The 25,445-nt window shown below is 52.6% G+C and carries 22 protein-coding genes; 14 read left to right on the top strand and 8 right to left on the bottom strand.

The window, feature by feature from the left end; genetic code table 11:
* Nucleotides 1-11: 11 nt before the first annotated feature.
* The 11 genes from galE (at nucleotide 12) to CJD38_RS02140 (ending at nucleotide 13,404) form a co-directional block, all read left to right on the top strand.
* On the top strand, nucleotides 12-1,049 hold the full coding sequence (galE, locus tag CJD38_RS02090) for a UDP-glucose 4-epimerase GalE (protein ID WP_240625584.1): 1,038 nt from the start codon (nucleotides 12-14) through the stop codon (nucleotides 1,047-1,049).
* A gap of 6 nt (nucleotides 1,050-1,055) precedes the next feature.
* Nucleotides 1,056-2,195, top strand: coding sequence for a glycosyltransferase (locus CJD38_RS02095; protein ID WP_107938634.1), 1,140 nt, complete (start codon nucleotides 1,056-1,058; stop codon nucleotides 2,193-2,195).
* Between the two features lie 121 nt (nucleotides 2,196-2,316).
* Nucleotides 2,317-3,561: an O-antigen ligase family protein gene (locus CJD38_RS02100; RefSeq protein ID WP_161554135.1), complete on the top strand. Its 1,245-nt coding sequence runs from the start codon at nucleotides 2,317-2,319 to the stop codon at nucleotides 3,559-3,561.
* A complete protein-coding gene (locus tag CJD38_RS02105; RefSeq protein ID WP_146165898.1) occupies nucleotides 3,477-4,799 on the top strand; it encodes a glycosyltransferase family 4 protein in 1,323 nt (440 codons plus the stop codon). The genes CJD38_RS02100 and CJD38_RS02105 overlap by 85 nt, the downstream gene beginning before the upstream one ends.
* Nucleotides 4,796-6,226, top strand: coding sequence for an undecaprenyl-phosphate glucose phosphotransferase (locus tag CJD38_RS02110; RefSeq protein WP_107938637.1), 1,431 nt, complete (start codon nucleotides 4,796-4,798; stop codon nucleotides 6,224-6,226). Before CJD38_RS02105 ends, CJD38_RS02110 begins: the two co-directional genes overlap by 4 nt.
* Before the next feature lie 27 nt (nucleotides 6,227-6,253).
* Entirely contained in the window at nucleotides 6,254-7,495 is a 1,242-nt protein-coding gene (locus tag CJD38_RS02115) for an outer membrane beta-barrel protein (protein ID WP_107938638.1), read from the top strand.
* Between the two features lie 34 nt (nucleotides 7,496-7,529).
* Nucleotides 7,530-8,084: a polysaccharide biosynthesis/export family protein gene (locus CJD38_RS02120; RefSeq protein WP_206362851.1), complete on the top strand. Its 555-nt coding sequence runs from the start codon at nucleotides 7,530-7,532 to the stop codon at nucleotides 8,082-8,084.
* 71 nt (nucleotides 8,085-8,155) lie between these two features.
* Entirely contained in the window at nucleotides 8,156-10,285 is a 2,130-nt protein-coding gene (locus CJD38_RS02125; RefSeq protein ID WP_161554136.1) for a GumC family protein, read from the top strand.
* Nucleotides 10,286-10,330: 45 nt separating this feature from the next.
* Nucleotides 10,331-11,029 (top strand): tetratricopeptide repeat protein, encoded by a 699-nt coding sequence (locus tag CJD38_RS02130; RefSeq protein ID WP_146165899.1) that lies wholly within the window; start codon nucleotides 10,331-10,333, stop codon nucleotides 11,027-11,029.
* On the top strand, nucleotides 11,026-12,492 hold the full coding sequence (locus CJD38_RS02135) for an O-antigen ligase family protein (RefSeq protein WP_107938641.1): 1,467 nt from the start codon (nucleotides 11,026-11,028) through the stop codon (nucleotides 12,490-12,492). Before CJD38_RS02130 ends, CJD38_RS02135 begins: the two co-directional genes overlap by 4 nt.
* A gap of 27 nt (nucleotides 12,493-12,519) precedes the next feature.
* Complete coding sequence (locus CJD38_RS02140) at nucleotides 12,520-13,404, top strand: FecR family protein (RefSeq protein ID WP_107938642.1); 885 nt, start codon at nucleotides 12,520-12,522, stop codon at nucleotides 13,402-13,404.
* 66 nt (nucleotides 13,405-13,470) lie between these two features.
* Here CJD38_RS02140 and CJD38_RS02145 read toward each other — a convergent pair whose 3' ends face one another.
* The 5 genes from CJD38_RS02145 to CJD38_RS18850 all read right to left on the bottom strand — a co-directional run bounded on the left by CJD38_RS02145 (nucleotide 13,471) and on the right by CJD38_RS18850 (nucleotide 19,752).
* On the bottom strand, nucleotides 13,471-15,513 hold the full coding sequence (locus CJD38_RS02145; protein ID WP_107938643.1) for an NADPH-dependent 2,4-dienoyl-CoA reductase: 2,043 nt from the start codon (nucleotides 15,511-15,513) through the stop codon (nucleotides 13,471-13,473).
* Between the two features lie 129 nt (nucleotides 15,514-15,642).
* Entirely contained in the window at nucleotides 15,643-16,965 is a 1,323-nt protein-coding gene (locus CJD38_RS02150; protein WP_107938644.1) for a cellulase family glycosylhydrolase, read from the bottom strand.
* A gap of 87 nt (nucleotides 16,966-17,052) precedes the next feature.
* Nucleotides 17,053-18,018: a hypothetical protein gene (locus CJD38_RS02155; RefSeq protein WP_107938645.1), complete on the bottom strand. Its 966-nt coding sequence runs from the start codon at nucleotides 18,016-18,018 to the stop codon at nucleotides 17,053-17,055.
* Nucleotides 18,018-19,202, bottom strand: coding sequence for an acetyl-CoA C-acyltransferase (locus tag CJD38_RS02160; protein WP_107938646.1), 1,185 nt, complete (start codon nucleotides 19,200-19,202; stop codon nucleotides 18,018-18,020). Before CJD38_RS02160 ends, CJD38_RS02155 begins: the two co-directional genes overlap by 1 nt.
* A 268-nt stretch (nucleotides 19,203-19,470) precedes the next feature.
* Nucleotides 19,471-19,752: a hypothetical protein gene (locus tag CJD38_RS18850; RefSeq protein ID WP_107939000.1), complete on the bottom strand. Its 282-nt coding sequence runs from the start codon at nucleotides 19,750-19,752 to the stop codon at nucleotides 19,471-19,473.
* Between the two features lie 161 nt (nucleotides 19,753-19,913).
* Between CJD38_RS18850 and CJD38_RS02170 the strand changes: the two genes are divergently transcribed.
* Nucleotides 19,914-21,629, top strand: a complete 1,716-nt coding sequence (locus tag CJD38_RS02170; RefSeq protein ID WP_107938647.1) for a sulfatase-like hydrolase/transferase — start codon at nucleotides 19,914-19,916, stop codon at nucleotides 21,627-21,629.
* A gap of 15 nt (nucleotides 21,630-21,644) precedes the next feature.
* On the opposite strand, the gene CJD38_RS02175 is transcribed toward CJD38_RS02170, so the two are convergent.
* Complete coding sequence (locus CJD38_RS02175; RefSeq protein WP_107938648.1) at nucleotides 21,645-21,941, bottom strand: hypothetical protein; 297 nt, start codon at nucleotides 21,939-21,941, stop codon at nucleotides 21,645-21,647.
* A gap of 270 nt (nucleotides 21,942-22,211) precedes the next feature.
* Between CJD38_RS02175 and CJD38_RS02180 the strand changes: the two genes are divergently transcribed.
* Both CJD38_RS02180 and rssA read left to right on the top strand, forming a co-directional pair.
* Nucleotides 22,212-22,550 (top strand): BON domain-containing protein, encoded by a 339-nt coding sequence (locus CJD38_RS02180; RefSeq protein WP_107938649.1) that lies wholly within the window; start codon nucleotides 22,212-22,214, stop codon nucleotides 22,548-22,550.
* Between the two features lie 100 nt (nucleotides 22,551-22,650).
* A complete protein-coding gene (gene rssA, locus CJD38_RS02185; RefSeq protein WP_206362853.1) occupies nucleotides 22,651-23,550 on the top strand; it encodes a patatin-like phospholipase RssA in 900 nt (299 codons plus the stop codon).
* A 3-nt stretch (nucleotides 23,551-23,553) separates the two neighbouring features.
* Here the strand turns inward: rssA and CJD38_RS02190 are convergent, their stop codons facing one another.
* Nucleotides 23,554-24,459, bottom strand: coding sequence for an oxidoreductase (locus CJD38_RS02190; RefSeq protein ID WP_107938651.1), 906 nt, complete (start codon nucleotides 24,457-24,459; stop codon nucleotides 23,554-23,556).
* Nucleotides 24,460-24,561: 102 nt separating this feature from the next.
* On the bottom strand, nucleotides 24,562-25,437 hold the full coding sequence (locus CJD38_RS02195; protein WP_107938652.1) for a transglutaminase family protein: 876 nt from the start codon (nucleotides 25,435-25,437) through the stop codon (nucleotides 24,562-24,564).
* Nucleotides 25,438-25,445: the final 8 nt, after the last annotated feature.

Consider the following 25,445-nt stretch of genomic DNA (forward strand, 5'->3'; position numbering starts at 1 on the left):
ATGATTTGAGAATGGATGTGATGAAACGAGTGCTGGTCACGGGTGGTGCGGGATATATCGGCTCACATACGCTGGTGGAGTTGAGCGAGCGTGGCTATGAGCTTTTCGTGCTCGATGATTTTTCTAACTCCACACCACGCAGCCTTGATGCGGTAGCAAAGATCACGGGCAAGAAAATTCCGTATAAGGTTTGCGATATCCGCTCAGAGGCTGATGTGGCGGCTGTCTTCCGGGATTTTCGTCCGGATGCAGTGATTCATTTTGCTGGGGTTAAATCAGTTGGCGAGTCTTGCCGCGAGCCAGTCAAGTATTACGAGATCAATGTTCAGGGCACTTTGAATCTGCTTTCGGTGATGCAGGCTGCAGGGTGCCGCAATCTGATTTTCAGCTCGTCGGCGACGGTTTATGGTGCGCCATCTGAAATACCACTTACTGAAAACGCGGCGCTGAGGCCTGTGAATCCGTATGGTCACAGCAAGCGCATGTGTGAGCAGGTGCTATTGGATCTGGCTGCTGCAGATACGCGCTGGCGTGTAGGTCTGCTGCGTTATTTCAATCCGGCGGGTGCACATGCCAGTGGATTGATTGGCGAAGATCCAAATGGCGAGCCGCACAATTTGGTGCCGTACATCAGTCAAGTGGCATCTGGTCTGCGGACGGAATTAAAGATTTTGGGTGACGATTACGAGACGCCTGATGGCACCGGCGTGCGGGATTACATTCATGTGGTTGATCTGGCGATCGGCCATGTCGTGGCCTTGCAGCATATTTTGGAAGGTACGGAGGCTGCACCCTTGGTGGTGAACCTTGGTTCTGGCGCAGGTTGCTCGGTGATGGATGTGCTGACGACATTTCGCCGCGTCAGCGGTCAGCCGATTCCGGCACGCGTGGTTGAGCGTCGTCCCGGAGATTTGCCATCTTATTATTCGTCTTCAGCGCTTGCCGCTGAGAAATTAAACTGGCGCACTGAACGTGGCATTGAAGAAATTTGTCGTGATGCTTGGAATTGGCAGAGCAAGAACCCGCAGGGTTACGGCGGCGGCCAATAAAAGTACATGGAAATTAACAAAAAAATGAAAGTGGCACTCGTTGCAGATTGGATTACTGATCGCGGTGGCGCTGAACTGGTGTTCGAACATTTGTTGCGTCTATTTCCAGATGCAGACGTATTTACCTCGGTGGTGAAGGGCGATCACCCCATGTTGCGTGGGCATCGTGTGACGCAATCATGGCTGGCGAAGCTGCCGTTTCTTGCGAATCGACATAAATGGTCAGCGGTTTTTCGACCCTATGCATTTCGGGGGTTCAATCTGTCGGCATATGACCTCGTCATCTCATCCGCCAGTGCAGAAGCCAAGCATGTCGTGATTCGGCCTGGGGCCGCTCATATTTGTTACTGCCATACGCCAACTCGATATTATTGGTCTCATGCTGAAGACTATATGGCGCGTCCAGGATTTGGCTGGATGGATTATGTTGTCAGTCTTGGCTTGCGCTTTCTGCTCCCGAAAATGCGTGCGCTTGATTTAGAGGCGGCTAAACGTGTCACTGCTTTTGTCGCGAATTCGGCCACAACGGCAGAACGAATTCTTCAGTATTACGCTAGAGAGTCGGTCATTGTTCATCCTGGAATACCACTGGATCGATTCCAGGTTGGGACTGGATCTAGAGGCGGATACCTTGCTGTAGGCCGAATCGTTCCTTACAAGCGATTTGATTTGCTCGTAGAGGCTTTCAATCATTCTGGTCGTCGCCTGACCATCGTGTCGTCAATTCAGAATGAGTTGTCAGACAAGCTAGTGAGCTTATCTAACAGTAATATTCAGTGGCACTTTGCGCTTCCAGATGCAGAAAAATTGGATTTGATGCAGAAATCGCGTGCCGTCATGTTTCCTCAGGAAGAGGATTTTGGGATTGTTCCGATTGAGGCGATGGCCTGCGGCACGCCGCTCGTCGCGTATCGATCTGGAGGGGCTACTGAGACAGTTGTCGAAAATGTCTCTGGAATCTTCTTTGACGAGCAGACGGCAGAATCTTTGAACGCTGCCATTGGTGAGTTCGAAAAACGCGAATGGTCGCCGACCCTGATCAGGGATGTGGCCGAAGGCTTTTCGACAGAGAGTTTTGGAAAAAAAATTAGAAGTGTAGTCTCGGCTGTTACAGCTGAAAGCCAGCTTCCCCGAAATGCTGCCTGATGTGGATTCGAAACCCTAAGATCGTATGGACTTTTTAAATCGCAACAACAGTCTGCAGCAGGAAACTGCACTGAGATGGCCTACGAGCGTGTCGTCGTGGGTGCTCGCTGCAGCCTTGTTCATGAATCCCTTGAGCGGCGTGCGCTTGCTGGAGTCGATGTCATATGGCGACTTCTTCTTTGCGCTTGCGGGCGTGATTGCTTTATGTGAGCGCGGCTTCAACCGGGAAAGAATCTATTTCTACGCGATCTACTTGGGTATCGCGATTTTAATAACCTTGAGTTTTCTCGTTAACAAGTTCATGCCTGAACCGATGAAGGCGGCTGAGTACATCGAGTTTATTCATACTTTCATCAATAACCATTTTCGTATTGAGTTTGGGCAATTTCCAAACTTCAGGGTGATCTTCGCGGCCTTGATTATTTTTCCGCAGGTGTTTCTGGCTTTGCGCATAAAGACGATGGGTGAGGCGCGCGTCCTAACTTATTTTTGGTTAGCGGGTGCAATTTACGGTGCTTTGTTCACTGTTCTTTATTGCATGGGATGGATTCCGGGTCATGTGGATGCGCACTGGATAACCTTCCATCGCTCGAAAGGCTTGACCGGGCACCCCAATGCCTTGGCCCTGAATACTGCAATTGCCTTTCCGATATTGGTTTTGCTTTTCATGGAGAGAAAAGAAATTTTGCTGCGTTTGTTTGTTCTCGTTGCTGCGTTTCTGATGTGGCGCACGATTGGTTATGCGGGTTCGCGTACAGCCATTTACGCCTTGATGGCGATGGCCTTGGCAATATTCATTTTGATGTACCACGAGCTGCCACACCGCGCGCGCTTTAATCTGATGGCCATTGGTTTTATTGTGGTGTCTTATTTCGTCGTGCAGAAATACATCATTGGTCTTGATGGCTCGACTTCGGTGTTTAGGCGCCTGGAAAGTGGCTCGGCAGTTTCAGATGCCATTCGTGCACACGACAGGGAAATTGCGTTGACGGGGTTTGCGAACTCGCCATTCTTTGGCGCGGGTTATCAGTGGCTCTATACCGCTCACAATATGTATCTACAGGTATTGCATGCGTCCGGTATCGTTGGATTTACCGGATATGTCCTAGCGATGCTGTTTCCTCCTTATTTGGCATGGCAGTCGCGCTTCTTGCGGGCGAGTAATTCCGGGCGATTGCATAGGAATGTTTTGTTGGTGTGCGCCTTTGGCGTTATCGTTTCGGGATGGGCACAGCCGAACATCAATGCACTTAATCCGACGATTCCGTTCGGCTTGTTGCTGTGTCTCGGCGTGATTCATTTAGGAAAAATGAAGCAAGACGCACAACAAGCGGTTCCACTCTCAGCCAAACCTGTTGGTTTGTAATAAAGGAAATGACGGTAAAACTGAATATCATTGTTGCAAATGATAGTTGCGAGGTTGATGGCGGCGCGGCTCTAGTGGCACTAGAGGATGCTCAAGCATTGGCTCGCAAGGGACACCGTGTAATTTTCTTTTCCGCTTGTGGAACGCCCCCTGTCAATCAGACAGGTATTGAGTGGATTTCATTGGGGCAACGAACAATTCTGGATGAGCCTAACCGGCTGAAGGCAGCCGTGAATGGTTTATGGAATGCCTCTGCGGCAAATGCATTGGGTGCGCTGCTAACCCAACTTCCGAAGGAATCTACAATCGTTCACTTGCATGGTTGGTCCAAGGCTTTATCGGGCAGCGTTGTTTCGATGGTGCATCGCAAGGGCTTTAGATTGGTTTGCACGCTGCACGATTATTTCTCGGTCTGCCCTAATGGCGGTTTGTATGACTATCCGACGCGTCGCGTTTGCACGCGTCAACCGATGTCGATGAGTTGTGTGTCACGCAACTGCGATTCGCGTAGGTATGCGCACAAAGTGTGGCGTGTCGTGCGTCAATTCATTTGGCGATATGGGGCCGGTATTCCGCGCAAGTTTGATTTAATGATTGCCGTATCAAAGTTTTCGGCTGAAAAGATCGCGAGTCATGCCAAGGGTTCGTCGATTGAGGTTGTCGATAATCTGCCGACACTTCAGCAGTCTGCGTTGCAATCGATGGAGCAAAGATCGGCGGTGGTATATGCCGGACGTATCGCAGCAGAGAAGGGTGTGGACCTCTATCTTGAGGCTTGCCGCATTGCGCAGATTCCAGCTGAAGTATGGGGTGATGGCCCGCTATTGCCCGAATTGCGACAGCAATGGCCGGATGCAAACTTCAGCGGCTGGCTACCAAAGGCAGAACTGACTAAGCGCTTGCAGAAGGCGCAGGCTTTGGTGCTGCCGTCGCTGTGGTACGAGAACTCCCCCATGATTATTGCGGAGGCGGCTGCCGCAGGCGTGCCCGTTATTGTTTCCGATCACGGTGCGCCAGCAACGCTGGTTGAAGACGGGGTGACGGGCCTACATTTCCGTGCCGGCGATGCCGCCGATCTGGCGGAAAAAGTGGCGCAACTTCATAAAGATCCACAATATGCCCACGTCATGGGGCAAACTGCGTATAAGCGGTTTTGGATGGATTACGATGCGCGCGCTCATGGTCGTATCGAGCAAATTGAAGCTTGTTATCAAAAGCTGTTGGGGGCGGCTGAATGAGTCGTAAGTTTTTGCCAGATTTGCTTGCAACCGTCGCAATGGCGCGTCCGTTCATCGACGCCGTCGTGGCGGTGTTTGCTGCCTGCATGGCGGCATTTACCTTGGCTGCTTTTCGTGGCGAACCGCTGTCGACTTATTTGACGATACCGCTGCATCAGGTTGCGATGTTATTGATCGCATTCATTTTGCCCTTGGCCTTGGCGCAGTACGGCGCATATCGCAGTCAGCGTGATATTCCGCCGACGCTTGAATTGCTACGGCTTTGGTCAGCGCTGATTCTGGTGGTCGGTTTGCTGGTGGTGTTGGCCGCCATCAGCAAGACGACGATCCATGTTTCCAGACTCTGGTCGGGCATCTGGCTGGTTTACTTATTCATCTTATTAACCGCCATGCGTTTGCTGGCGCGTTCCACTTTGCGTCGCTTGCGCATTTGGGGTTATGACGCGAAAACCATCTTGCTAGTGGGCAATGGCACTTTGGCATCGAGAGTGGTGGCCCAGTTAGTCACGGACAATGCAGATGGCTATCGCGTTGTGGGCTATCTGGCCGAGAGCCCCTCGCAGCTTGCAGAGTTTGGCGGGCTGCCCTATCTGGGGCGTGCGGTTGAAGCTCGCCAAATATGCGTCCGTCAGCGCTTGGCCATTGATCAGGTCTGGGTTGCCATCGACGAGGCTAATCTGGATGAATTACGCACCAGTATTGAGGCCTTGTCTGAGCTGCCTTACGAACTGCGAGTTGTACCCGATGGCCTGATTTCCACCCTGTGCGAAATGCCGGTAAGTACGGCTGCGGGTCTGCTAACGGTTGAGCTTTCCAGCTCCCCGACGACAGCAGTCGATCGAGTTTTGAAGGCAATGGAGGACCGGGTGTTAGGGACGGCTATAGCCATCTTTGCGATTCCGGTTTTATTGCTTATTGCCCTACTGATTCGCATGGACAGTGCGGGTCCAGTGCTTTTCCGTCAAAAGCGGCATGGTTGGAACGGTGAAGAAATCACCATATTTAAGTTTAGAACCATGCACTTACATGATGAAGTGCCGGGTGTTGTCACGCAAGCTAAAAAAGAAGATGCTCGGGTTACGCGGGTGGGGCGTTGGCTTCGACGAAGCAGTTTGGATGAGCTGCCTCAGTTGATCAACGTGCTGACCGGGAGCATGTCTTTAGTGGGGCCTCGGCCGCATGCCACGGAACATAATGAGCTTTACGTCAACATCATCCGGAATTACATGCACCGGCATCGGGTGAAGCCGGGGATCACCGGTTGGGCCCAAGTAAACGGTTATCGAGGCGAGACGGACACCCCAGAAAAAATGCAGCGAAGAGTTGAATATGACCTTTACTATATCGAGCATTGGTCTATTGGCTTTGATCTTGTCATACTCGTACTTACATTTGTGCGAGGTTTAACTTCGCCTCAGGCATATTAGTTGCTAGTTATAAAAGGTTTTAAGGGGATGGAAATGCAAAAAGTGTTGCTGGCAAGCACGATTTTTTTCTTCGCTGGTCTGGCTCAGGCGCAGGATGCTGTGGAGAGCACTCCGAGCTCCAGCGCCCAAGCACCTAATGACGCAGTTGGTGTTCACTTAGCTCCTGGGCTACGTGGTACGGCTGCAGTTGGAGGGCAGGTGATTTACAACAGCAATTTCTATCTCACTGAGGACAACCCTAAGTCCAGTTTTGGATTTGTGCTGACGCCAAGCGTTTTGCTTCTGCGCGAATCTAAAAAGCTGAAATATGAAGTTGGTGCCGGACTCGAAGCAACCAAATATACGGGCGTTGATGAAGGCCCTGATAGTTACGTCGATGGATCGATTAGTGGCAAGTTGGATTGGGCCGCACTGACCCGCCATAACTTTCATTTTGATTACATCACGCGGTTTAGCCATGACCCCTTTGGCTCGATCCGCACGGAAAATGGCGTGCCTGTTGATCAGGGTTTGGATAAATGGATTCAGACTGCAGCGACTGCACGTTATCGCTTTGGCGCACCGGGCGCGTTGATCAATCTTGAAACCGACCTTGGCTGGATGGGACGCGAATATCAAACTAATCGTGATCAAACGCAGTTGCTCGATTTTGATTCATGGAGAATTCGCGAAACGGCTTTCTTCAACGTTAGCTCCAAGACGGCACTGCTTGCAGAAGTTATGTACAACAATGTGAGCTATGACGTAGAAGCGGCTAACTTTCCAAGCCGCGATTACCAGACGACGCATTACCGTGTAGGTATGCACTGGATTGCAACAGGCACAACTTCAGGCGACCTGCGTATCGGTAAGCTGCGTCGCAACTTCGATAATCCAGCAAAAGATTCGCTGAATGCATTGGACTGGAATGCGACCATTACTTGGGCTCCGTTGATCTATTCAACGTTCACTTTCCAGACTGGTGTTCAGAGTCAGCAAAGCTACTTGGCGAATGTGCAGTTGTTGCAGAATCGCTTTGGCTTGATCGATTGGACTCACCAATTTAGCTATTACTTGCGTTCGCGCGTTATCTATTCGCGCGTCAATTCTCAGTTCATTGGCTCTAACCGCGTCGACAACCTTGATACGTTTGCTGTTGAAGCGAACTACTTCCTGAAGAAGCGCCTGATGACGATTGCTGGTGCTTCATATTCGCGTCGTGACTCTAACGAAGTGGGCCGTGACTACGGAGATACCTCGGTTTATCTGGGCGTCCGCTACAACCGTTAAAATTGAAATACCTTGGAAGTCATCACGAAATCACATGTTGAAAACTAGCTTTATGGCCCTCTTGGGCCTGCTTGGTTGTTCTGTCGCAATTGCCGCTCCGTTGCCCGGGCAGAGTACTGTCGCTACAACGGCTGAATATCGTTTGGGAGTTGGCGACGTTGTACGTGTTGAGGTTCGTGATGAATCTGATTTAACGATTGAGGCGCAAGTTCAGGCCGATGGCGCCATTAAATATCCTTTTCTAGGCAGCGTTGTCGCTAGGGGCAAGAGTGTTTCGCGCTTGCAGCAGGACATCAGCTTAGGTTTGCGAGCTGGCTATCTGGTTAATCCAGACGTACGTGTCCGTGTGGTGGCCTATCGTCCTGTTTATGTCACAGGACAAGTAGTGCGACCTGGTGGCTATCCCTACATTGTCGGATTAACTGTAGAAAAGGTAGCGACCATTGCGGGTGGTTTTACCGATAGGGCTTCGTTGCGAAACATTTATATCGTGCGTGAGGGACAAACCCAGAACCAGAAGCGGAAGGTCTCGCTTGATACCCAAATTCTGCCAGGGGATACGATCATTGTTGAGGAGAGCATTTTTTGAATAACTTCCCCCCGGCTCAAGATGATGTGGGTCGAAACACGGCAGGAAACTCTCTCGTTAATGAGCAATTTTTGGATCTGAGGGAATTGTTGGGTGCGCTTGTTCAGCACCGTTGGGGCATCCTCAGCGTCACCGTCGTCATTACGCTTTTGGCAGGTCTGTGGATTTTTGCGACGACCCCCATTTATCGTGCGACCGTGTTGTTGCAGATCGAAAATCGATCCAATCGTCCAATTAAAGAAGTGCAGGATGTTTATGATCCTGGCTACGGAACTTACGAACAGGTTGGCACTGAATACGGTCTTCTCGAAACCCGGGAGTTAGCCCGTCGCACGATCAAAAAACTCAAGCTGATTGAGAATCCCGACTTTGGAATGAAGTCTGGTGGTGGTTTAGCCGATATTGATTGGCTGTCTTGGCTGCCGTTTCTGGCTGACACCAGCGCTCCCAAGGACTCTGCAGCAGAAGATGCCCGAACGTTGGAAAAGGCAGTAGATCTTTTTGGCGCCAATCTGACTATTGAACCGATGTACGGCACCAAGCTGGTCCGTGTTCATTACGAATCAAAGAGCCCAGATCTTGCCGCTGAAGTGGCTAATGCGCTTTCAGCAGTCTTTATCGAAAGCAATTTGGAATCGCGTCTTGCGATGACGCGTACGACGACGACTTGGTTGAATGAACGTTTAGAAACGATCCGTGCAGACTTGAATAAGTCCGAAGGTGCGTTGCAGGATTTCCGTGACAAAGAACAGCTCGTCAGCGTTGGTGGCGGTTCGCGTGGCTTGGTTGAACAGCAGGTCACAGATAACGCGCAACGAATTCAAGAAGCGCAGCGTAAGAAAACGGAATATGCCAGCGCCTATAAAAAGGTCAAAGAAGCTGGAAATAATTTTGCACAGCTCGAGAACATCAGCGTTCTGCTCAACGATAAAGTCGTTGTAGATGCCAAAACTCGCGTACTTGAAGAGACGCAGAAGCTGAAATCGCTGGCGTCACGCTACGGCGCCAAGCATCCGGCCATGGCCACTGCCAAAGCTGCGCTGGATTCTGCGACGGCTTCGTATCACAGCCAGTTGTTGATTGCTGCTCAAGGCGTCAAGGCGGGTTATGAAGTGGCGTCTGAAACTGAGCGTCAGTTGAGTATTCAGGATCAAGGTGTTCGCAATCAGGTTCGTGGTCTTGATCGTAAGCAGGCTCAATTGGATGCCTTGCAGCGTGATGTTGCGACCAACCGCGATCTTTACAATCTGTTTCTGACACGTTTCAAAGAGACGGAATCTGCTGGCAACTATCAAGAAGTTGTTGCACGAGTAATCGACCCAGCGGTTGTTCCGTCTAAATCGTTCAAGCCACAGAAGAAGAAAATTCTGTTGTGGGGCCTGGCCATTGGTTTTGCTCTCGGTATCCTGAGTGCGCTGCTGCGACATTTGCTCAGCGACACCATCGTTTCCGCTGAAGAAATGGAGCTCTTAACCGGCTTGCAGGTTCTGTCTGCGTTGCCGGAGTTTGAGGACAAGGCAAAGGGTTCGACGCAGTTTGTCGCCGAGCCCAAGACCGGATTTAGCGAAGGCTTGCGCAGTATTCGAACAGGTCTTCTGTTGGCTGACCTTTCGCATAAGCGAAAGAAGATTGTGGTGACATCGTCGGCGCCTAAAGAAGGTAAGACGACCATCTCCTGCAATCTGGCGATGGCGTTTGGTCAAATGGAACGTGTGCTGTTGATCGACTGCGATTTGCGCCGTGCATCGGTTAGCAGGTCATTGGGAATGACCGATAAGTTGCCTGGCCTGACGGAATATCTGTCCGGCACCGCTCCTTTGGATAAGTGTGTTCACCGCATCGAATCCGGAAAGATCGACGTCCTTCCAGTCGGACAAATTCCACCCAATCCGGGTGAGGTTCTGGCTTCGCAGAAATTCCATTTGCTGATTGAATCGTTTGCTGCTCAGTACGATCGAATCATTTTTGATTCTGCGCCTTGCCAAGCTGTTAGCGACACCTTGCTGCTCGTTCAGCATGTGGACGCAGTTATTTTTGTTGTGAAGGCAGAAAGCACAACACGTAACTTGATCAAGAACTCAGTGCGACAGTTGCGACAGGCACGCGCACCGCTGGTTGGTGCTGTGATTAATGCCGTCAATATGAAGAAGCACTCTAAGCGTTACGGTACTTACTATTACGATTATCGCTACTACGCATAGCGATTACTTGCGGTTGCTTGGGGTTTCTTGAGAGGGGAGATCTGCGTGGGGGTTCAGCCGTCGACGAGGCTGTTGTTGCTGAGCGCGCTTATCGTGCTTGTCGCGTGCGGCGTCTATAGCAATGCACGTTGGATTCTCGCTGAATCTTATCTGCGTTTCTCTGAGCAACGCGGGCAGTCTTCAGAAACTCGAAGTGTCGCCCAACAGGCCGCGGGCATCGCACTCAAGTTGCAGCCGTACAGCGCGCGAGCCGTGCAGTCGCAAGCCAGTAACGATCTGTTTCTGAACAAGCCTCAAAAGGCACTCGATGAATATGTGAAGGCGTTGACGCTTGCGCCTGCAGATGCCTATCTATGGCGCGATTACGCGCTGGCACTCGTCAACGCTGGAATTTTTGATCAGCGCCTTGATCGGGCTGTCTTGCAGGCCCAAACGTGGGCGCGAAAATCTAAACCGATTCACATGTCTTTAGCCGTCGTCGGTCTGAGAGTGTTTTCTCAGTCCAGCCCCAGCTTGCGCGCGCAGTGGTTGAATAGCATTCGATTCGCATACTGGACCAAGCCAGCGGTAGTGCTCTGGTATGCCTATGTAGAAGAGCAAGAGTTGTTGCTCTGCGACAACACCATCATCTTGCAGGCTGACACCAATGCTTGGTGCGCCGCTGCGCGATGGCGTCATGGACTTTGCTCCAATTTTGGCGCTGAAGCTGACAGCTGCTTTCGTAAGCCGGTCAAAAAGTCATGAAGCAGCCGACCACCCCAGCGCGGTTGACCTTAGATCACGTTTTATTCGGAGCCCTGCTGGTGTTGGTGGCATGGTTGCCCTTGCCGTGGGGCAGCAATCGCTTTGGCGCTCAAGCGGCTCTTGGTGTCGTGGCAGGCATCCTTTGTGTGATTTATCTGGGCAACCAGATTTTCAAAACAGATAAAGATGCGTTTTTGCCAAAGCGCTATTTCTGGCCTCTTTTGTTGTGGGCTTTGTGGCTCGCTTGGATATTTTTTCAAACGATTCCCTTGAGTCCTGACTGGCTGGCGAGGTTGGCGCCAAGCGCGGCTCAGTACTACGCCTCAGTGTTTCCCGACCTGGCTGTGCAGTCTGAGTGGCCCATCAGCTTGCTGCCCGAGCGTACTCATCAAAAAGTAATGCTATCACTGGGGTATTTCTCGCTATATGTGCTGGTGATTGGTCTGGCACGCGATCGTGGCCGACTCAAGATGCTGGGGCAGGTGATTGTGTTTTCGGCGCTGGCGCAGGCCGTCTACGGCGGCATCATGACGCTCTCTGGGCTTGAGTACGGATTTTTTGAAAAGAAGACTGCCTACTTAGGTTTTGCTACCGGCACTTTTGTGAATCGTAATCATCTGGCTGGCTATCTTGAGCTCGGTGCTGCGATGGCCATCGGCTTGATTCTCGCTGATCTTAAAGTGGCGGATCTGAGCACTTGGAAGAAACGCTTAGTCGCCTTGTTGGATTTCTTATTCAGTACGCGGCTTCGTGTTCGCGTATTCCTAGCAATCATCGTGGTCGGCTTAGTGCTGACCCGTTCTCGTGGCGGAAACTTGGCGTTTTTTAGTGCCCTGATTGCATTGGGACCTATTTATTTGTTCTACAAAGAACGGCAGTTGTTTGTAAAAAGCGCTGTTTTATTTCTAAGTTTGGTCGTTGTTGATGTCTGGATCGTCAGTAATTGGTACGGCTTGGAAAAGCTCACCACTCGCTTGGAGCAGACCAATACTGAGACCGAAGCCAGAACCTTTGCCTTTAAGGCCTATCCGGGCCTCATAGAGCAATATTCGCCTAGTGGCTCAGGCATGGGGACGTTTGCTGCCGTTTTTGGCAAAGGACAGCCAGACGATTCTTATGGCTATTACGATCATGCCCACAATGACTACGCCCAGTTTTTGATTGAGGCGGGAATTCCTGGAACTTCAATCCTGCTTATATTGGCGGCGCTTAGCTGTTTGCATGCAGTCTTGGTGATCCGCAAACGAAATGATCGCGTAAGAGTCGGAATTTGTTTCGCTTTCTTGATGGCCAGCACAGAACTGGCAATCCATAGCGTGACAGACTTCAACTTGCAGATACCCGCGAATGCTGCTACCTATGTAATCATGATGGCTATGGCAGGAGCTTGTAGCCAAGATCGTCCTCGACGTCCACGGATAGGAGAAAAAGTCTCAGGAAAAAATGAAGCGCTGACGGCTTAATTTGTCAGCAAGTGTGAGGGAAGTACGATGAAAATTGCGAACATTGCAGCCGCCGTTTTAGCTTGCGGCTCATTCTTTGGGACAGGCGCAGTCGTCGCCTCTAATGATCCCGCAGCCACTGGCCGATTGTTAACAGCCGATGGTGGTGTATTAATTCAGCGCAGTGCTCAAACTGATATAGCGATCGTCGGCAACATCCTCGGTGTCGGCGATATGATTTTTACGACCGACACTGGCAGGACGCAGTGGCAGATGTCGGATACATCGCTCTTTGCGATTGCCCCGGACAGCGCATTCAAAATCAACAAATATGCTTTGCCTCCGAAAAAAGGTAACGGCGGCGTTGCTTCTTACACGTTATTGAAAGGGTCAGTGCATACGGTTACCGGCCGAATTGGTAAGGCGGTTGCTGCCAATGCATCGCGCGGTGTTTACACCTCATCAAGCACGCGATTCAACCCTGAAAACCTGCGCAAAGTTGCTGCAGCGCCGTCGGCACCGTACACGCTGAAAACGTCCATCGCTGTTATCACGACTCAAGGCGCTGACTATTTGGCTACACAAGTCGATAAGGTTTTAAAGGTACTGGTCAAGGTCGGTTCTGTAACGGTTTGTACTGTCGGCGGCTGCGCATCACCAGTGGCGGGTGAAGGTGTTGTGGTGAGCTGTGAAGGCTGCAAGCCAGCGGTTGTTGCGAGCGCTAACCTTGATCTGGATGTTCTGTATACCAGCCTTCAGTTTGATCTCAAAAATGTAGCCATTGTCGTGGATGGTGATCAAGTGCATGACCCACGCACAGAGCCTGTCTCGCCAACACAAGCTTGCCGCACAGTCTTATCGCAGTTGTACGATGCAGTGCCTTGCGGTGGCCGTGGAAATTCAGATCCTGACGATCCTGTGAGTCCCAACTAATTTCTTGTTCAAATGAAAAAGCCCCGCATTAGCGGGGCTTTTTTATAGACAGGATGTTGATCGCTCTTACAGCGTCGCTGCAAGGCGACTTCCTTGGTTAATCGCGCGTTTGGCATCGAGCTCAGATGCGACATCAGCGCCACCAATCAGGTGGACTTTTACGCCTGCCGCAGTCAGCGGTTCTTGTAATGCGCGTAGTGGTACTTGTCCGGTGCACAGCACGATGTTGTCGACTTCCAGCAGCGTTGCTTTCTCGCGCTTCTCGCCGAAGCTGATTAGCAAACCGCGCTCGTCGATGGCTTCGTAATTCACGCCGCCCATCATCTCGACGTTCTTCATCTTCAGTGTGCTGCGATGGATCCAGCCCGTGGTTTTGCCAAGGCCAGCGCCAGGTTTGCTGGCTTTGCGTTGCAGCAGGAAAACTTCACGCGCAGGTGGGGCGATCACTGGGCGAACGCCAGCAACGCCGCCGCGTGCAACTGAGGGATCGGCAACGCCCCATTCTTTGAGCCATTCGTCGAGATGCAGCGTTGGCGAATGACCGCCTTGAACCAGATATTCGGAGACGTCGAAGCCAATGCCGCCTGCGCCAATCACCGCAACGCGTTTGCCGACGGGTTTCTTGTGAAGCAGGACGTCAATGTAAGACAGCACTTTCGGATTGCCGTCCTGACCTTTGATCTTTGGATCGCGCGGCGTCACGCCAGTCGCGAGTAGTACTTCATCGTATTTGCCGTTGATCAACTCATCAGCGTCAATGCGCTTGTTGAGATGCAGCTTGACGCCCGTCGTTTCAATCTTGCGACCAAAGTAGCGCAGCGTTTCGTAAAACTCTTCCTTGCCCGGAATTTGTTTGGCGATATTGAACTGCCCGCCAATTTCAGCGGCGCCATCAAACAGATGCACTTCATGACCGCGCTCAGCGAGCACGGTTGATGCGGCGAGACCTGCAGGGCCTGCGCCAACAACTGCGATGCGTTTCTTCTGAGTCGTTGGCGTATAGACCAACTCTGTTTCATGGCAGGCGCGTGGATTCACCAAGCAGCTCGCGATCTTCAAGGCAAACGTGTGATCAAGGCAGGCTTGGTTACAAGCGATGCAAGTATTGATTTCATCGGCGCGATTGTTTGCAGCTTTCTTAACGAACTCCGCATCAGCCAAGAGCGGACGCGCCATCGAGATCATGTCGGCGCTGCCATCAGCCAGAATCTTTTCGGCAACATCTGGCGCATTGATGCGGTTCGTCGTACAGAGCGGAATCCTCAGCTCTGCTTTCATCTTCTTCGTTACCCACGCAAACGCGCCGCGCGGAACGCTGGTGGCAATAGTCGGAACACGCGCCTCATGCCAGCCGATGCCGGTGTTGATGATCGTCGCGCCAGCTTTCTCGATAGCCTTTGCCAACTGCACCGTCTCATCCCAATTCTGGCCTTCTGGAATCAGATCAAGCATCGACAAGCGATAGACGATGATGAAATCTTTGCCGACGGCTTCACGCATGCGCGTGACAATTTCGACTGGCAAACGCATGCGATTGCTATATGAGCCACCCCATTCATCGGTGCGCTTATTCACGTGCGTAACGAGAAACTGGTTGATGAAATATCCCTCAGATCCCATCACCTCAACGCCGTCGTATCCGGCTTCGCGTGCGAGCACTGCACAGCGAATGAAGTCGCGAATCTGACCTTCCACGCCGCTGCTCGAAAGTTCGCGCGGTGCGAATGGGGTGATCGGGGATTTAACGCGGCTCGCTGAAACTGAGAGCGGGTGATAACCGTAACGACCTGCGTGCAAAATCTGCAAGGCAATCTTGCCGCCTTCAGCATGTACCGCATCGGTGATCACGCGATGGCTGTTGGCGTGACTGTGTGTCGTCATGCGGCCCGCGAAAGGGGAGACCCAGCCGGCGATATTCGGTGCGAAGCCGCCGGTGACAATCAAGCCAACATCACCACGTGCACGCTCAGCAAAATATTCGGCGAGACGCGGGTAGTTTTTTTTGCGGTCTTCGAGACCGGTGTGCATGGAGCCCATCAACACACGGTTTTTGAGCTTGGTAAAGCCAAGGTCCAGCGGCGCCAGCAAATGCGGATAAAGATTAGACACGGACAACTCCCTCAAGGATTAAATTCTTTTGGCGCGATGAGCTCAACGCCGATAGTGCATGGTGGCAGTCGCCGGGGCTTGCGCAATTGGCTGCAAGGACAGCGATAGGCGGGCGCGTCTGCCGATGTCTCAGGGGGCAATATAGGCCGGTGAGTTCGTTAGCCGGATGGAAATCCAGTTGCCGTCTAGCTTTAGTGCACTTCGCAAGCCGCGGCCGTCGATCAGGGTCAACTGCGTGTTGCGGGGCAATGTCGGTGCTGCAATGCGGACGTTGTTCGCGCGGCCGGCGGTCCAGACAACGAGTTTGCTGTGTCCTTTGGCATTGGCAAACAGCAAGGCGTAATTGTCGCGATGGCCGATATCTACACGTTGCACCAAGCGGTACCCGGTCAGTTGTGCGGTGAGGGTCTTGATTGCGTCGTATGCTGGTTTGAGTGTGAGGTCGCTGCCGACAATGCCAAAGTTGTGTTCGTAGTTACCTGGCTCTTGGCCATCATTTTTCCAGTCGTACCAGATGGAAAGCGGAACGCCGTTGAGCAAATTGATGAGTTGCATGCGCACAGCAAGATCAGCTTGATCTTCTAGCGGAATGCCACGGATCACGGTGGGGTATCCCCATTCGCCACTCAGAATCGGGATGGTCTTTTTGATATTTGCAGGGGTGTACTGTTCAATCAATTTGCGCAAGCGGGCATAGTCTTCCGTAACCGTTTCAGGCAGTTTGAATAAACGGTAAGGATGAACGCTAACCCCATCCAAGCAGCTTAAAACGCCGGCTTTAAAAAGCCCTTCCAGGAAATCCCATGGAAAACTTGAGGCGGCAGGTGCGATAACAGTCGCATTGGTGTTGACAGCGCGAATTGCGTTGCAGGTGGCCATCGCGAGGCGAGCGTATTCCTCAACATTCGGCTTTGGTTTCCAGAACTTGATATTGGGTTCATTCCAGATTTCCCAGATCACGTTGTACTTGCTGAAATGCCGCTCGGCCGCGGCCGCCCAGCGTGCAAATGCGGCGATGCTGCTGGGGCTGCGAGGCGACATGACCTCGTGATAAGACCAAAGGCTCTGAAAAATCTTGGGCGTACTTTTTTCGTACAGCGCGTTGGAGTAGTCGAGAATGAACAGAGGACGCATGCCGCGCTTAGCAAGATTGGCCGCTAGCTCGTCATAAGCCGACCAGTCGTAAACGCCTTTATAGTTCTCAGTTTCATCCCATTTGAGATCGGTGCGCACCACGCGTATTCCGGCGGCGGCGATCATATCCAACTCCTTCTCGTGGCCACGAGTGAAGTGGATGTTGATGCCAACGCCTTCCGGCATTACCAATGTCGGCAGCGTACCCGCTTGGGCAGGCAGTGATAACAACGCCGCGAGCAAGCCTAGCTGCAGACATTTACGGACAAGCGTGAAGCTGCAGAACTGCATGAGCTTGCTGGCCATCTCTGAGGTCATTCCTTTGTCCGCTGCCGACGAATGTTTGTATTCAGTGCAAACTGATACGGAACGGCATCGCTGTCAATCGGCGGTCTTCAACAAGACTCAAGGCTTGCGCTGAAACACCGACAGTTTGCTGCCATAGCCGGGGATTGGCGGGATGATGATCAGCCCTTTCTCTGTGACCAGCAGGTCGCCTCGCTCGAACATCGGCGGCTGACCCAGCTTCACTGAAGAAGGATTTTCGAAGCTCAGCAAATCCGTCTGCGAAACCAAGGTGCCGCTGGCGTCGATCAAGCCAATCTGGCCGTTACTGTAGAACGCCGCGAGAACGCTATCGCCAACCAAGCCAATTTCATCCGGCAGGCTAGGGAAGCTGCCAATCAGCTGTGGCACTCCCGCACTGCCATCGGCCTTAATCTCAATCGACTTCACTGCGCCGATCGCGACATTGAGTACATCGCTATCGCTGACGACCAGAGTATTGCCGCGGCGTTGCAGGCCGTTAGGAAAATACAGATTGCTGGTGAGCCAATCAATTTGTTCGGTGACCTTCATCGGGTCACTGCCGAAACGTAGGCGAATGATTTTCGGCGCTGGAATAGAGGCGCCAAGTGGTCCGTTGACGATGTACAACTCGCCATCAGGACCGGCCGTCATGCCGTTGGCAGAGCTCATGCCAAGCGCGTGAATCGCTTTGAAGGCAGGTGGATTGTCGTTAAGACGTGCAGCGTAGAGATTGCCGTCGAAGGCCGCGGCGTAAATCACATTGCCGCGTTGTGCCAAGCCAGTGAAATTGGCCTTGGTCGTCGCGAGCGATGTGGCATGCCAGCCACTGGAATCTTTGGTGACTTCGTAAACGCTATCGCTGCCAGAAACAAACAGTCGACCTGTCGGCGTGAACAGCGTGTTCTCAGCGCTGGGAATATCTAGCAGCTGTGTTTTCACTCCACATGCGGAAGCAACGCAGAGTGTTGCAGGATCTACCGCAGTGGTCTGCGGATCAGGATCGCCGCCGCTGATACAGCCAGCCAGCAGAGTGGTGGCCAGTATCAGCGGCAGCGTACGCATCAAAGCATCTCGACTGCGAGAGCGACGGCTTCACCGCCGCCAATGCAAAGCGTAGCAACGCCTTTCTTGCCGCCGGTTTTCTTCAGCGCGCCAATCAGCGTGGCAACGATGCGAGCGCCGGAAGCGCCGATCGGGTGGCCCAGTGCGCAGGCGCCGCCGTTGATGTTGACCTTGGCGTGGTCGAGCTTGTGTTCTTTCATCGCCGCCATCGCAACGACTGCGAACGCTTCGTTGATTTCCCAGACATCAACGCCAGCGATATCCCAACCAGCCTTGGCCAGCACGTCGCTAATTGCGGTGACAGGTGCAATCGTGAACTCAGCAGGCAGGCGCGAGTGCGAAGCGTGAGCAACGATCTTGGCCAGTGGCTTGAGACCGCGCTTGGCGGCTTCGCTCTGCGTCATCAGCACGACAGCAGCAGCGCCGTCGGAGATCGAGCTGGCGTTGGCAGCGGTGATGGTGCCGTCCTTCTTAAATGCGGGCTTCAGCGACGGAATTTTTTCCGGCTTGCCTTTAGCTGGCTGTTCATCTTTGTCGAGCGTCTCAACGCCCGCTTTGCCTTGCACTTCAACTGGAGCAATTTCAAAAGCGAAGCTGCCGTCTTCGTTGGCGCGCTTGGCGCGTACGAGAGATTCAATCGCGTAGTCGTCCTGCTCTTTACGCGTGAAGCCGTACTTCTCAACGGTGCGTTCAGCAAACACGCCCATCGCGGTGCCGCGCTCGTAAGCGTCTTCGAGGCCGTCCATTGCGGTGTGGTCGTACATCTGCGCGTGGCCGTAGCGGTAGCCGCCACGAGCTTTCAGTAGCAGGTAAGGCGCGTTGGTCATGCTTTCCATGCCGCCAGCAACAACGACTTTATTGGTGCCTGACTTGATCAGGTCGTGGCCGAGCATGATCGCTTTCATGCCGCTGCCGCACATCTTGTTGATCGTCAGCGCGCCAGCGGAATCTGGCAGGCCAGCACCGCGTGAGGCTTGGCGGGCTGGAGCCTGGCCTTGGCCGGCAGGCAAGCAGTTACCCATGATGACTTCTTCAACGTCCGTAGCCTGCAAGCCGCTGCGTTCTACTGCTGCTTTGATCGCGACCGCGCCAAGCTGGCTGGCGCTGAACGGCGAGAGGAAACCCTGCATGCCACCCATCGGTGTACGGGCAATAGAAACAATAACGATAGGGTCCTGCGACATGACGAGCGCTCCGGGGTTCTATGAAGATTGAGGGCGCGCATTATCGCCGAGCAGGCTGTTCTGTGTACTACTTAAGGAGGGAGGGGAGGTGCCCCAATCTCTGTCTGAGCGCGCACTGTATGTTTTATAATATTTATCAATTATATAAATGATAAATATATTGGCACGTTTCACGAACTCGTTAAGACGAGCTGATCTGGGAGTCGTAAAACAATGCGCCCTGCTTCCGAGAGGGAGCAGGGCGCATCGGGGACAGCGGCTTTAGGGCTTACTTCTCGTCTTTACCGCCGAGGGCTTTCAAGGCGACCTTATCGCCGACGAAGCTGATGCGGATGGTTTGCTTGCTGCCTTTCCAGGTTTCAGTGGTCATCGTCAGGTCACCGATGCCGCCGCCAGAGGAGTCGTCAGGCGAGCCGAGGATGCTGTGCACTTCATCGCGGGTCATGCCGGCGTCGATTTTGGCGTAGTTATCGGCATTGACCTTAGAACAGGCGCTGAGCAGCAGGAGCGCGGCGGCGCTGGCGGCAACGAGTAGTTTCTGGTTTTTCATGTGATCTCCCTGAGTGGTGATGGCAGCCATTACAAGGGATTCACCTGAATGGCAGCTGAAGCACTGTCTAGCAAGCCTAGCGCATCGCCATATCGTATAGACCCGCTGTTCGCTAAAATGTGCGCCACAACGCACGTTCCGTGCGGTCATCTCCCAGATCTATGAAATTGCCCAGCTTGCCTTGGCGCCCTGCATTCAAGGCGCTGCTGATCTTCGTGCGTTACAGCGCAGCCGCTGTTGCGCTCTATCTGGCGTGGAAGAACACCGACGACGCCATCTGCGCGGTGATGAATCTCAGCTTGTTCTTCTTGCCATTTACCTTGGCGTTAGCGATTAGTGGTCGACGCATTAGCAGCTTGTCGATTGCCTCCTGCTTCAGCATTTTTCTTTATGTGCTCGGCGAGCTGAAGTTTGAATACTTTGGCGATCGTTTGGCCGTGGCCGATTACAGCTTCGTCACCGAGCCTGCGAATTGGATCATCGTTTGGCGCTATCCATTGCTGTGGCAAACGTTGGCGGCATTCATGGCGTTTGTAGCGCTACTGGTGATTGATGCGCTTTACGATAGTCGTGGCTCCAAATCTCTGAGCGCACGTTGGCGCTGGCTGGCTGCGGCGGTGTTTGTATCGTTGTTGGCCTTCAATTATTCCAACCGCCAATATCACATGTGGGAAGTATTCCGAGACGACGCGAATTGCGGCGACATGAATACCTGCGGCGTGATGAGTCGTTTGGTTTACTCCATCAGCGTTTTCGAATTTGAACCACCACAACATACCGAAGACCCAACGCTGTTTGTCACCAAGAAAGATTTACTGACGCCATTGCGGCCGACCGCTACGGCATTGCCAGATATTGTGATCTGGCTCAACGAATCAACGTTTAATCCGCAGAATTTCCGTTTGCCGAATGCACGCCTGCCGCGCATGGAAATGTTTGAAGAGAATGACCGCACGCGTGCATCAGGTCTCATGCGCACACACACATTCGGCGGCAAAACTTGGCTTTCAGAATTCTCGATGCTGACTGGCATGCTGCCGGATGATTTCGGCGCGCGTCGCAGCCTCGTGTTCAACACGGTGAGCCCAAAGCTCAATTCAACACTCGTTAGTCTGCTCAAGGCCAATGGCTACGCCACTGTCGTGTTGATGCCCACGCCCAAACGTTTCTACGGTGCAGCGCGTACTTATGCCGCGCTGGGTTTTGATCGCATTCTCACGCTGCGTGATTTTCCTGAGTACGACAAGATCAAGGGCGACGAATGGGATATCGCTGATAGCGATCGGCTTTCTGACGCTGCGCGCAAGCTGATCACAGAGCATCGCAAAGGCGCAGATGGCAGCAAGCCAATTTTTGTCTACATGCTGTCCGTGCATGAGCATGCGCCGTATTCGGATAAAACCAAGATAGAGTACAACTTGGGTCGCAGCGGGCTCTCACAGAAACTCGCCGCAAAATTCACGCACTACGTGAACAAGCTGCGTACGCTGAACGTTGGTGTGACGGCGATGGATAAATATCTCGCCGCTTCTGAGCGCCCGATGCTGTTCACCTACTTTGGTGATCATCAGGCTTACTACGAAGATGATTCTCCGCCGTATCGTTTCAAATTTACGAGGCCAGAAAACATTACGCAATTTCAGATTCGAACCAACTATGGCTCGCACATGCTGCCGCGTTTGCCGTTGACGGATATCGCGCTGGTGCCAAGTTTGGTCGCCGATTTCGCAGGTGTGAAGCAAGACAAATACTTCGAAGCACTTTCGGCGATTCGCCGACTTTGCGAAGGCAAGCTAGACGATTGCGAAGACCAAGCCCTAGTGAAGAGCTACAAGGGCTATATCTTTAGCGAAGGGCTAGGCGAGTTCCGTCAATAGAACTCGCCTCGCTGTTTACTTGCAGACGCAAGATGGATCCGTCGTGCATGAGGCTTCGATGTCTTTGCCTACGGCGCGTCCCGGTTTGCAGATAGCTGCTTTGCCGACAGGGCAAGACACTGCGCAAGAACCGCAGTTTCCAACAGGACGTGCTTCGCAACGTGAGCCTGTGTTTTGCTGAATATCAACGGTGTTAGGTGCCGTGATGTTTTGGCTCGTATTGCCATTGAGAAGTACGACAGGCTCTGCTGCAAATGCAGCGCCAGCGAGTAGCAGCGAAAGTCCTAAGAACAAGCTACGAAAAATATTCATATCGTTTCCCTCCTATGCAAAGTAGTGATGAGCAACATTCCATTGCAGCTGTGACAGTCTGACAGGCTTGCTGCTGACGAGTTCAGCTTAGGTTCATCTGGTTTTGTAAGGATGAACCCGTACCGCATCAAAACCAATCCGGTCACTGTAGTAAACATTTACCGGAACCCACTATTCATCTTTGGCTTTATGCGTTGCGATCGAGATTCTTTAGCACTTGCCTGATGGCGCACGCTAAAGGATACATTCTGATATTGGAGATTATTACTTATGAAGACTAAAGCAATTATTCTTGCCTCAATTCTGGCGACGAGCGGTTTATCAATGGCCGCAATTGCCGCCAGCAACCCAGACGCCCCAGCCAAGCAGCGTAGCGAAGCCGGACAATACACTTCCGACACGGCTATTACGGCCAAGGTGAAGGCAGCGTTCTTGACTGAAAAGAACCTGAAGTCTCTGGATTTGCACGTCGTTACCGTGAATGGCACGGTACAGCTCTCAGGCTTCGTAGTGTCTAGCGCGCAGATTGATCAGGCCGTAGACGTTGCCTTGCATGTGGACGGTGTTAAGGACGTCAAGAACGACCTTCGCCTGAAGACGTCTGCCTAACTTGTAGATTTCTCGAGTAGTGGCCCGCCAACACATGGATGTGTTGGCGGGTTTTTTTGATTCTGCGTTTAGAATGCATGGACCTGATTAGGGGATGGCAATGAAAGAGACAAAGACGGAGCCGGTAATCGGCCTCGCTCTGGGCAGTGGCTCGGCACGTGGTTGGGCGCACATTGGGATCATCCAAGGTCTGGAAGAAATTGGTGTTCGACCGCAAGTGGTTGCAGGCACTTCGATCGGCGCACTGGTCGGGGCGGTGTATGTCTCGGGTCAGCTCGAAGAGTTTTCAAAATGGGTTCAGGCCTTAAGTTCGCGCGACGTCTTCAAGCTGATGGATCTCAGCTTCTCTGGCGGCATGGTTAAAGGCGAAAAATTATTTGGCTTCTTCGAAGCTAATCATCGCAATCCCAATATTGAAGAACTGGAACAGCGCTTTGTCAGTGTTGCCACAGAGATGAAAACAGGCCGTGAAATTTGGATCACCAAAGGCCCAATTCTTCCAGCAGCGCGCGCGTCTTGTGCATTGCCTGGAATTTTTCCGCCGGTGAAATACCGCGACAGTTGGATGCTTGATGGTGGACTGGTAAATCCGGTTCCAGTGTCGCCTTGTCGCGCACTCGGTGCGGATGTGGTGATTGCTGTAAATCTCAACGCGCAGTTAGTGGGCGCGCATTTGTCGCGCACCAGCGCGCAAGAAGTAGAGCATGAAGTCACCAACAAAACTGAACGCACCTTGTGGCATAAGGCCGTTGATTACTTGTCGAAAAGTGATGGTGAGAATCCCACCTTTTTCGACGTCGTCGCTTCTAGCGTCAACATCATGCAAGACCGCGTTACGCGCAGCCGCATGGCCGGTGATCCACCAGAGATGACGCTGATTCCGATGCTGGAAGACTACGCGCTGATGGACTTTCATCGTGCCAAGCAGGCGATCGATGAAGGTCGCCGCTTGGTCGAGGAAAACGCTGGAATGATTCGCAGCTGGGCGCGACTGGGTTAAAACTTACAGCTGATATTTAAAATCTGTGAGCTGCTCTGACAAGCTCCACAATTTTGCGGTGAGCTTGGGGTCGCGTGCTTCTGGGCGACAATCAACTTTCTTTGGATAGCCGCTCAATTCTTTGAAGCCACCGGGGCCGATGAAGTCGCCGCCTGAAACATCGGCCGCGGTTGCTGCATACAGCGCAGGCAGGGCGCCCATCGCTGGAGCTTGCGCCATCATCTTCGTCATCAGGCGCATAAAGAAATTGCCGTAATCAGGATTCGTTGCCGTGTAGCCAGGATGCGCAACCGTTGCGATGACGTTCGATCCAGACTGGCGCAATTTACGATCAAGCTCAAACGTAAACATCAACGTTGCGAGTTTGCTCTTGCCGTAAGCGTCCATGTCTTTGTACGCCTTGCGAGAGAAGTTGAGATCATCAAAGTCGATGCCCGGCGTTAGACGATGCGCCATGCTCGAGGTGTTGACGATGCGTGAGCCAGGACTGTTGCGTAGAAGATCAAGCAATAAACCTGTCAGCGCAAAAGGCCCGAAATGATTGGTGCCCATGTGCATCTCGAAGCCGTCGCGGGTTTTTTGCAAAGGCACCAGAATTGCGCTGGCGTTGTTAACGAGAATATCGAGCGACGAAAATTTTCTGCCAAATTCATCGGCGAATTCACGAATGGATTTGAGGCAGGCAAGATCAAGCTTCATCGGGATGACTAAAGCATTGGGTACGCGTCGCTGTACTTCTGCAACGCCAGCCGCGGCTTTTTCTGAATCACGACAAGCCATCACAACGCGGGCACCTGCAGCGGCCAGCGCAGCGGAGATCTCCAGTCCGAGGCCACGGTTTGCACCGGTGACAAGTGCAAGCTTGCCATCGAGTCTCGGCATGTCTGCGAGGGTCCACTTCTTGTTCATTTGATTCAATCCTGTGTAAATCGCTCAGCCAAGCGTGCTTGCAAGTTAGCGTCACTACCTTTGTTTAGCCTCAGCCAAACGGCTGAGCCATCCTGACTGGCTTTAACTAACGACGACTGTTACTTCAACCGTCATGCCTTGGTAGTCATCTGTTCCGCCGGTGTAACTGCCGGCTAGGGGAACGGCTTGCGTCGCATCGCGCGCAACCGCAACGCGAATCAGATTGCGCCCGCCGATGATGGCATTGGTGGGATCAAACTCAACCCAACCAGCGCCGGGCAGAAAGACCTGCACCCAAGCATGGGTAGCACCACCGCCGATAACGCCTTGGTCTGCACCAACCAGTTTTTCATCGTAGAGATAACCGGATACAAAACGTGCGGCCATGCCGAGACTGCGGACGGCTTCCATCATGAACAGCGCAAAATCGCGGCAACTGCCGGTGCCTTTTTCGAGCGTCTCGATTGGCGTTTGCGTGCCCATCTCTTCGCGTCGCGCGTAGCTGAACTGTGCATGGATCGCTTTGGTAATCGCAGTCAAGACTTCCAAAGTACCTGCTGCTTTGCTGTTCATCACAAAGGCTTTAGCCCATAGATCAACACGACGTTCTGGATCGGCGTAGTGTCTTTCTTGTGTGCGACCGAGATCAGAGACATCTTCTGCGGCGTAATTGAACGGCAGATATTGTGCGTAATCTTCAATCACAATTTCCTGCTCTTTGGCAGGGAAGTGTTCTGCGGTAAACGATGAGACGAAGGTGAGTTCCATCGCCGGCGCAGTGAATGCGGCAATCGCAATGGAGTTGCCGAAGACATCATGCAACCAACGCACATTGGCGTTTGGAGAAATGCTTAATGCGGTTTCAATCAATCGCAGATCATGGCTGTCGCGCGGACGGCACATGAGTCGGTGTTCATTAAAGATCACCGACTGCGCGTAGTGGTAAACCGTCTTGTGTTCAACTGTGAGTATAGGCATGGCGTATT

This window comes from Stenotrophobium rhamnosiphilum (genome assembly GCF_003052265.1).
In the GTDB taxonomy this organism is placed as follows: Bacteria; Pseudomonadota; Gammaproteobacteria; order Nevskiales; family Nevskiaceae; genus Stenotrophobium; species Stenotrophobium rhamnosiphilum.

Excerpts from the sequence above, each read along its gene's own strand:
- galE (WP_240625584.1), top strand. The coding sequence starts at position 12 with ATGGATGTGATGAAACGAGTGCTGGTCACGGGTGGTGCGGGATATATC.
- CJD38_RS02095 (WP_107938634.1), top strand. The coding sequence starts at position 1,056 with ATGGAAATTAACAAAAAAATGAAAGTGGCACTCGTTGCAGATTGGATT.
- CJD38_RS02100 (WP_161554135.1), top strand. The coding sequence starts at position 2,317 with ATGAATCCCTTGAGCGGCGTGCGCTTGCTGGAGTCGATGTCATATGGC.
- CJD38_RS02110 (WP_107938637.1), top strand. The coding sequence starts at position 4,796 with ATGAGTCGTAAGTTTTTGCCAGATTTGCTTGCAACCGTCGCAATGGCG.
- CJD38_RS02115 (WP_107938638.1), top strand. The coding sequence starts at position 6,254 with ATGGAAATGCAAAAAGTGTTGCTGGCAAGCACGATTTTTTTCTTCGCT.
- CJD38_RS02120 (WP_206362851.1), top strand. The coding sequence starts at position 7,530 with ATGTTGAAAACTAGCTTTATGGCCCTCTTGGGCCTGCTTGGTTGTTCT.
- CJD38_RS02135 (WP_107938641.1), top strand. The coding sequence starts at position 11,026 with ATGAAGCAGCCGACCACCCCAGCGCGGTTGACCTTAGATCACGTTTTA.
- CJD38_RS02140 (WP_107938642.1), top strand. The coding sequence starts at position 12,520 with ATGAAAATTGCGAACATTGCAGCCGCCGTTTTAGCTTGCGGCTCATTC.
- CJD38_RS02150 (WP_107938644.1), bottom strand. The coding sequence starts at position 16,965 with ATGACCTCAGAGATGGCCAGCAAGCTCATGCAGTTCTGCAGCTTCACG.
- CJD38_RS02155 (WP_107938645.1), bottom strand. The coding sequence starts at position 18,018 with ATGCGTACGCTGCCGCTGATACTGGCCACCACTCTGCTGGCTGGCTGT.
- CJD38_RS02160 (WP_107938646.1), bottom strand. The coding sequence starts at position 19,202 with ATGTCGCAGGACCCTATCGTTATTGTTTCTATTGCCCGTACACCGATG.
- CJD38_RS18850 (WP_107939000.1), bottom strand. The coding sequence starts at position 19,752 with ATGAAAAACCAGAAACTACTCGTTGCCGCCAGCGCCGCCGCGCTCCTG.
- CJD38_RS02170 (WP_107938647.1), top strand. The coding sequence starts at position 19,914 with ATGAAATTGCCCAGCTTGCCTTGGCGCCCTGCATTCAAGGCGCTGCTG.
- CJD38_RS02175 (WP_107938648.1), bottom strand. The coding sequence starts at position 21,941 with ATGAATATTTTTCGTAGCTTGTTCTTAGGACTTTCGCTGCTACTCGCT.
- CJD38_RS02180 (WP_107938649.1), top strand. The coding sequence starts at position 22,212 with ATGAAGACTAAAGCAATTATTCTTGCCTCAATTCTGGCGACGAGCGGT.
- rssA (WP_206362853.1), top strand. The coding sequence starts at position 22,651 with ATGAAAGAGACAAAGACGGAGCCGGTAATCGGCCTCGCTCTGGGCAGT.
- CJD38_RS02190 (WP_107938651.1), bottom strand. The coding sequence starts at position 24,459 with ATGAACAAGAAGTGGACCCTCGCAGACATGCCGAGACTCGATGGCAAG.
- CJD38_RS02195 (WP_107938652.1), bottom strand. The coding sequence starts at position 25,437 with ATGCCTATACTCACAGTTGAACACAAGACGGTTTACCACTACGCGCAG.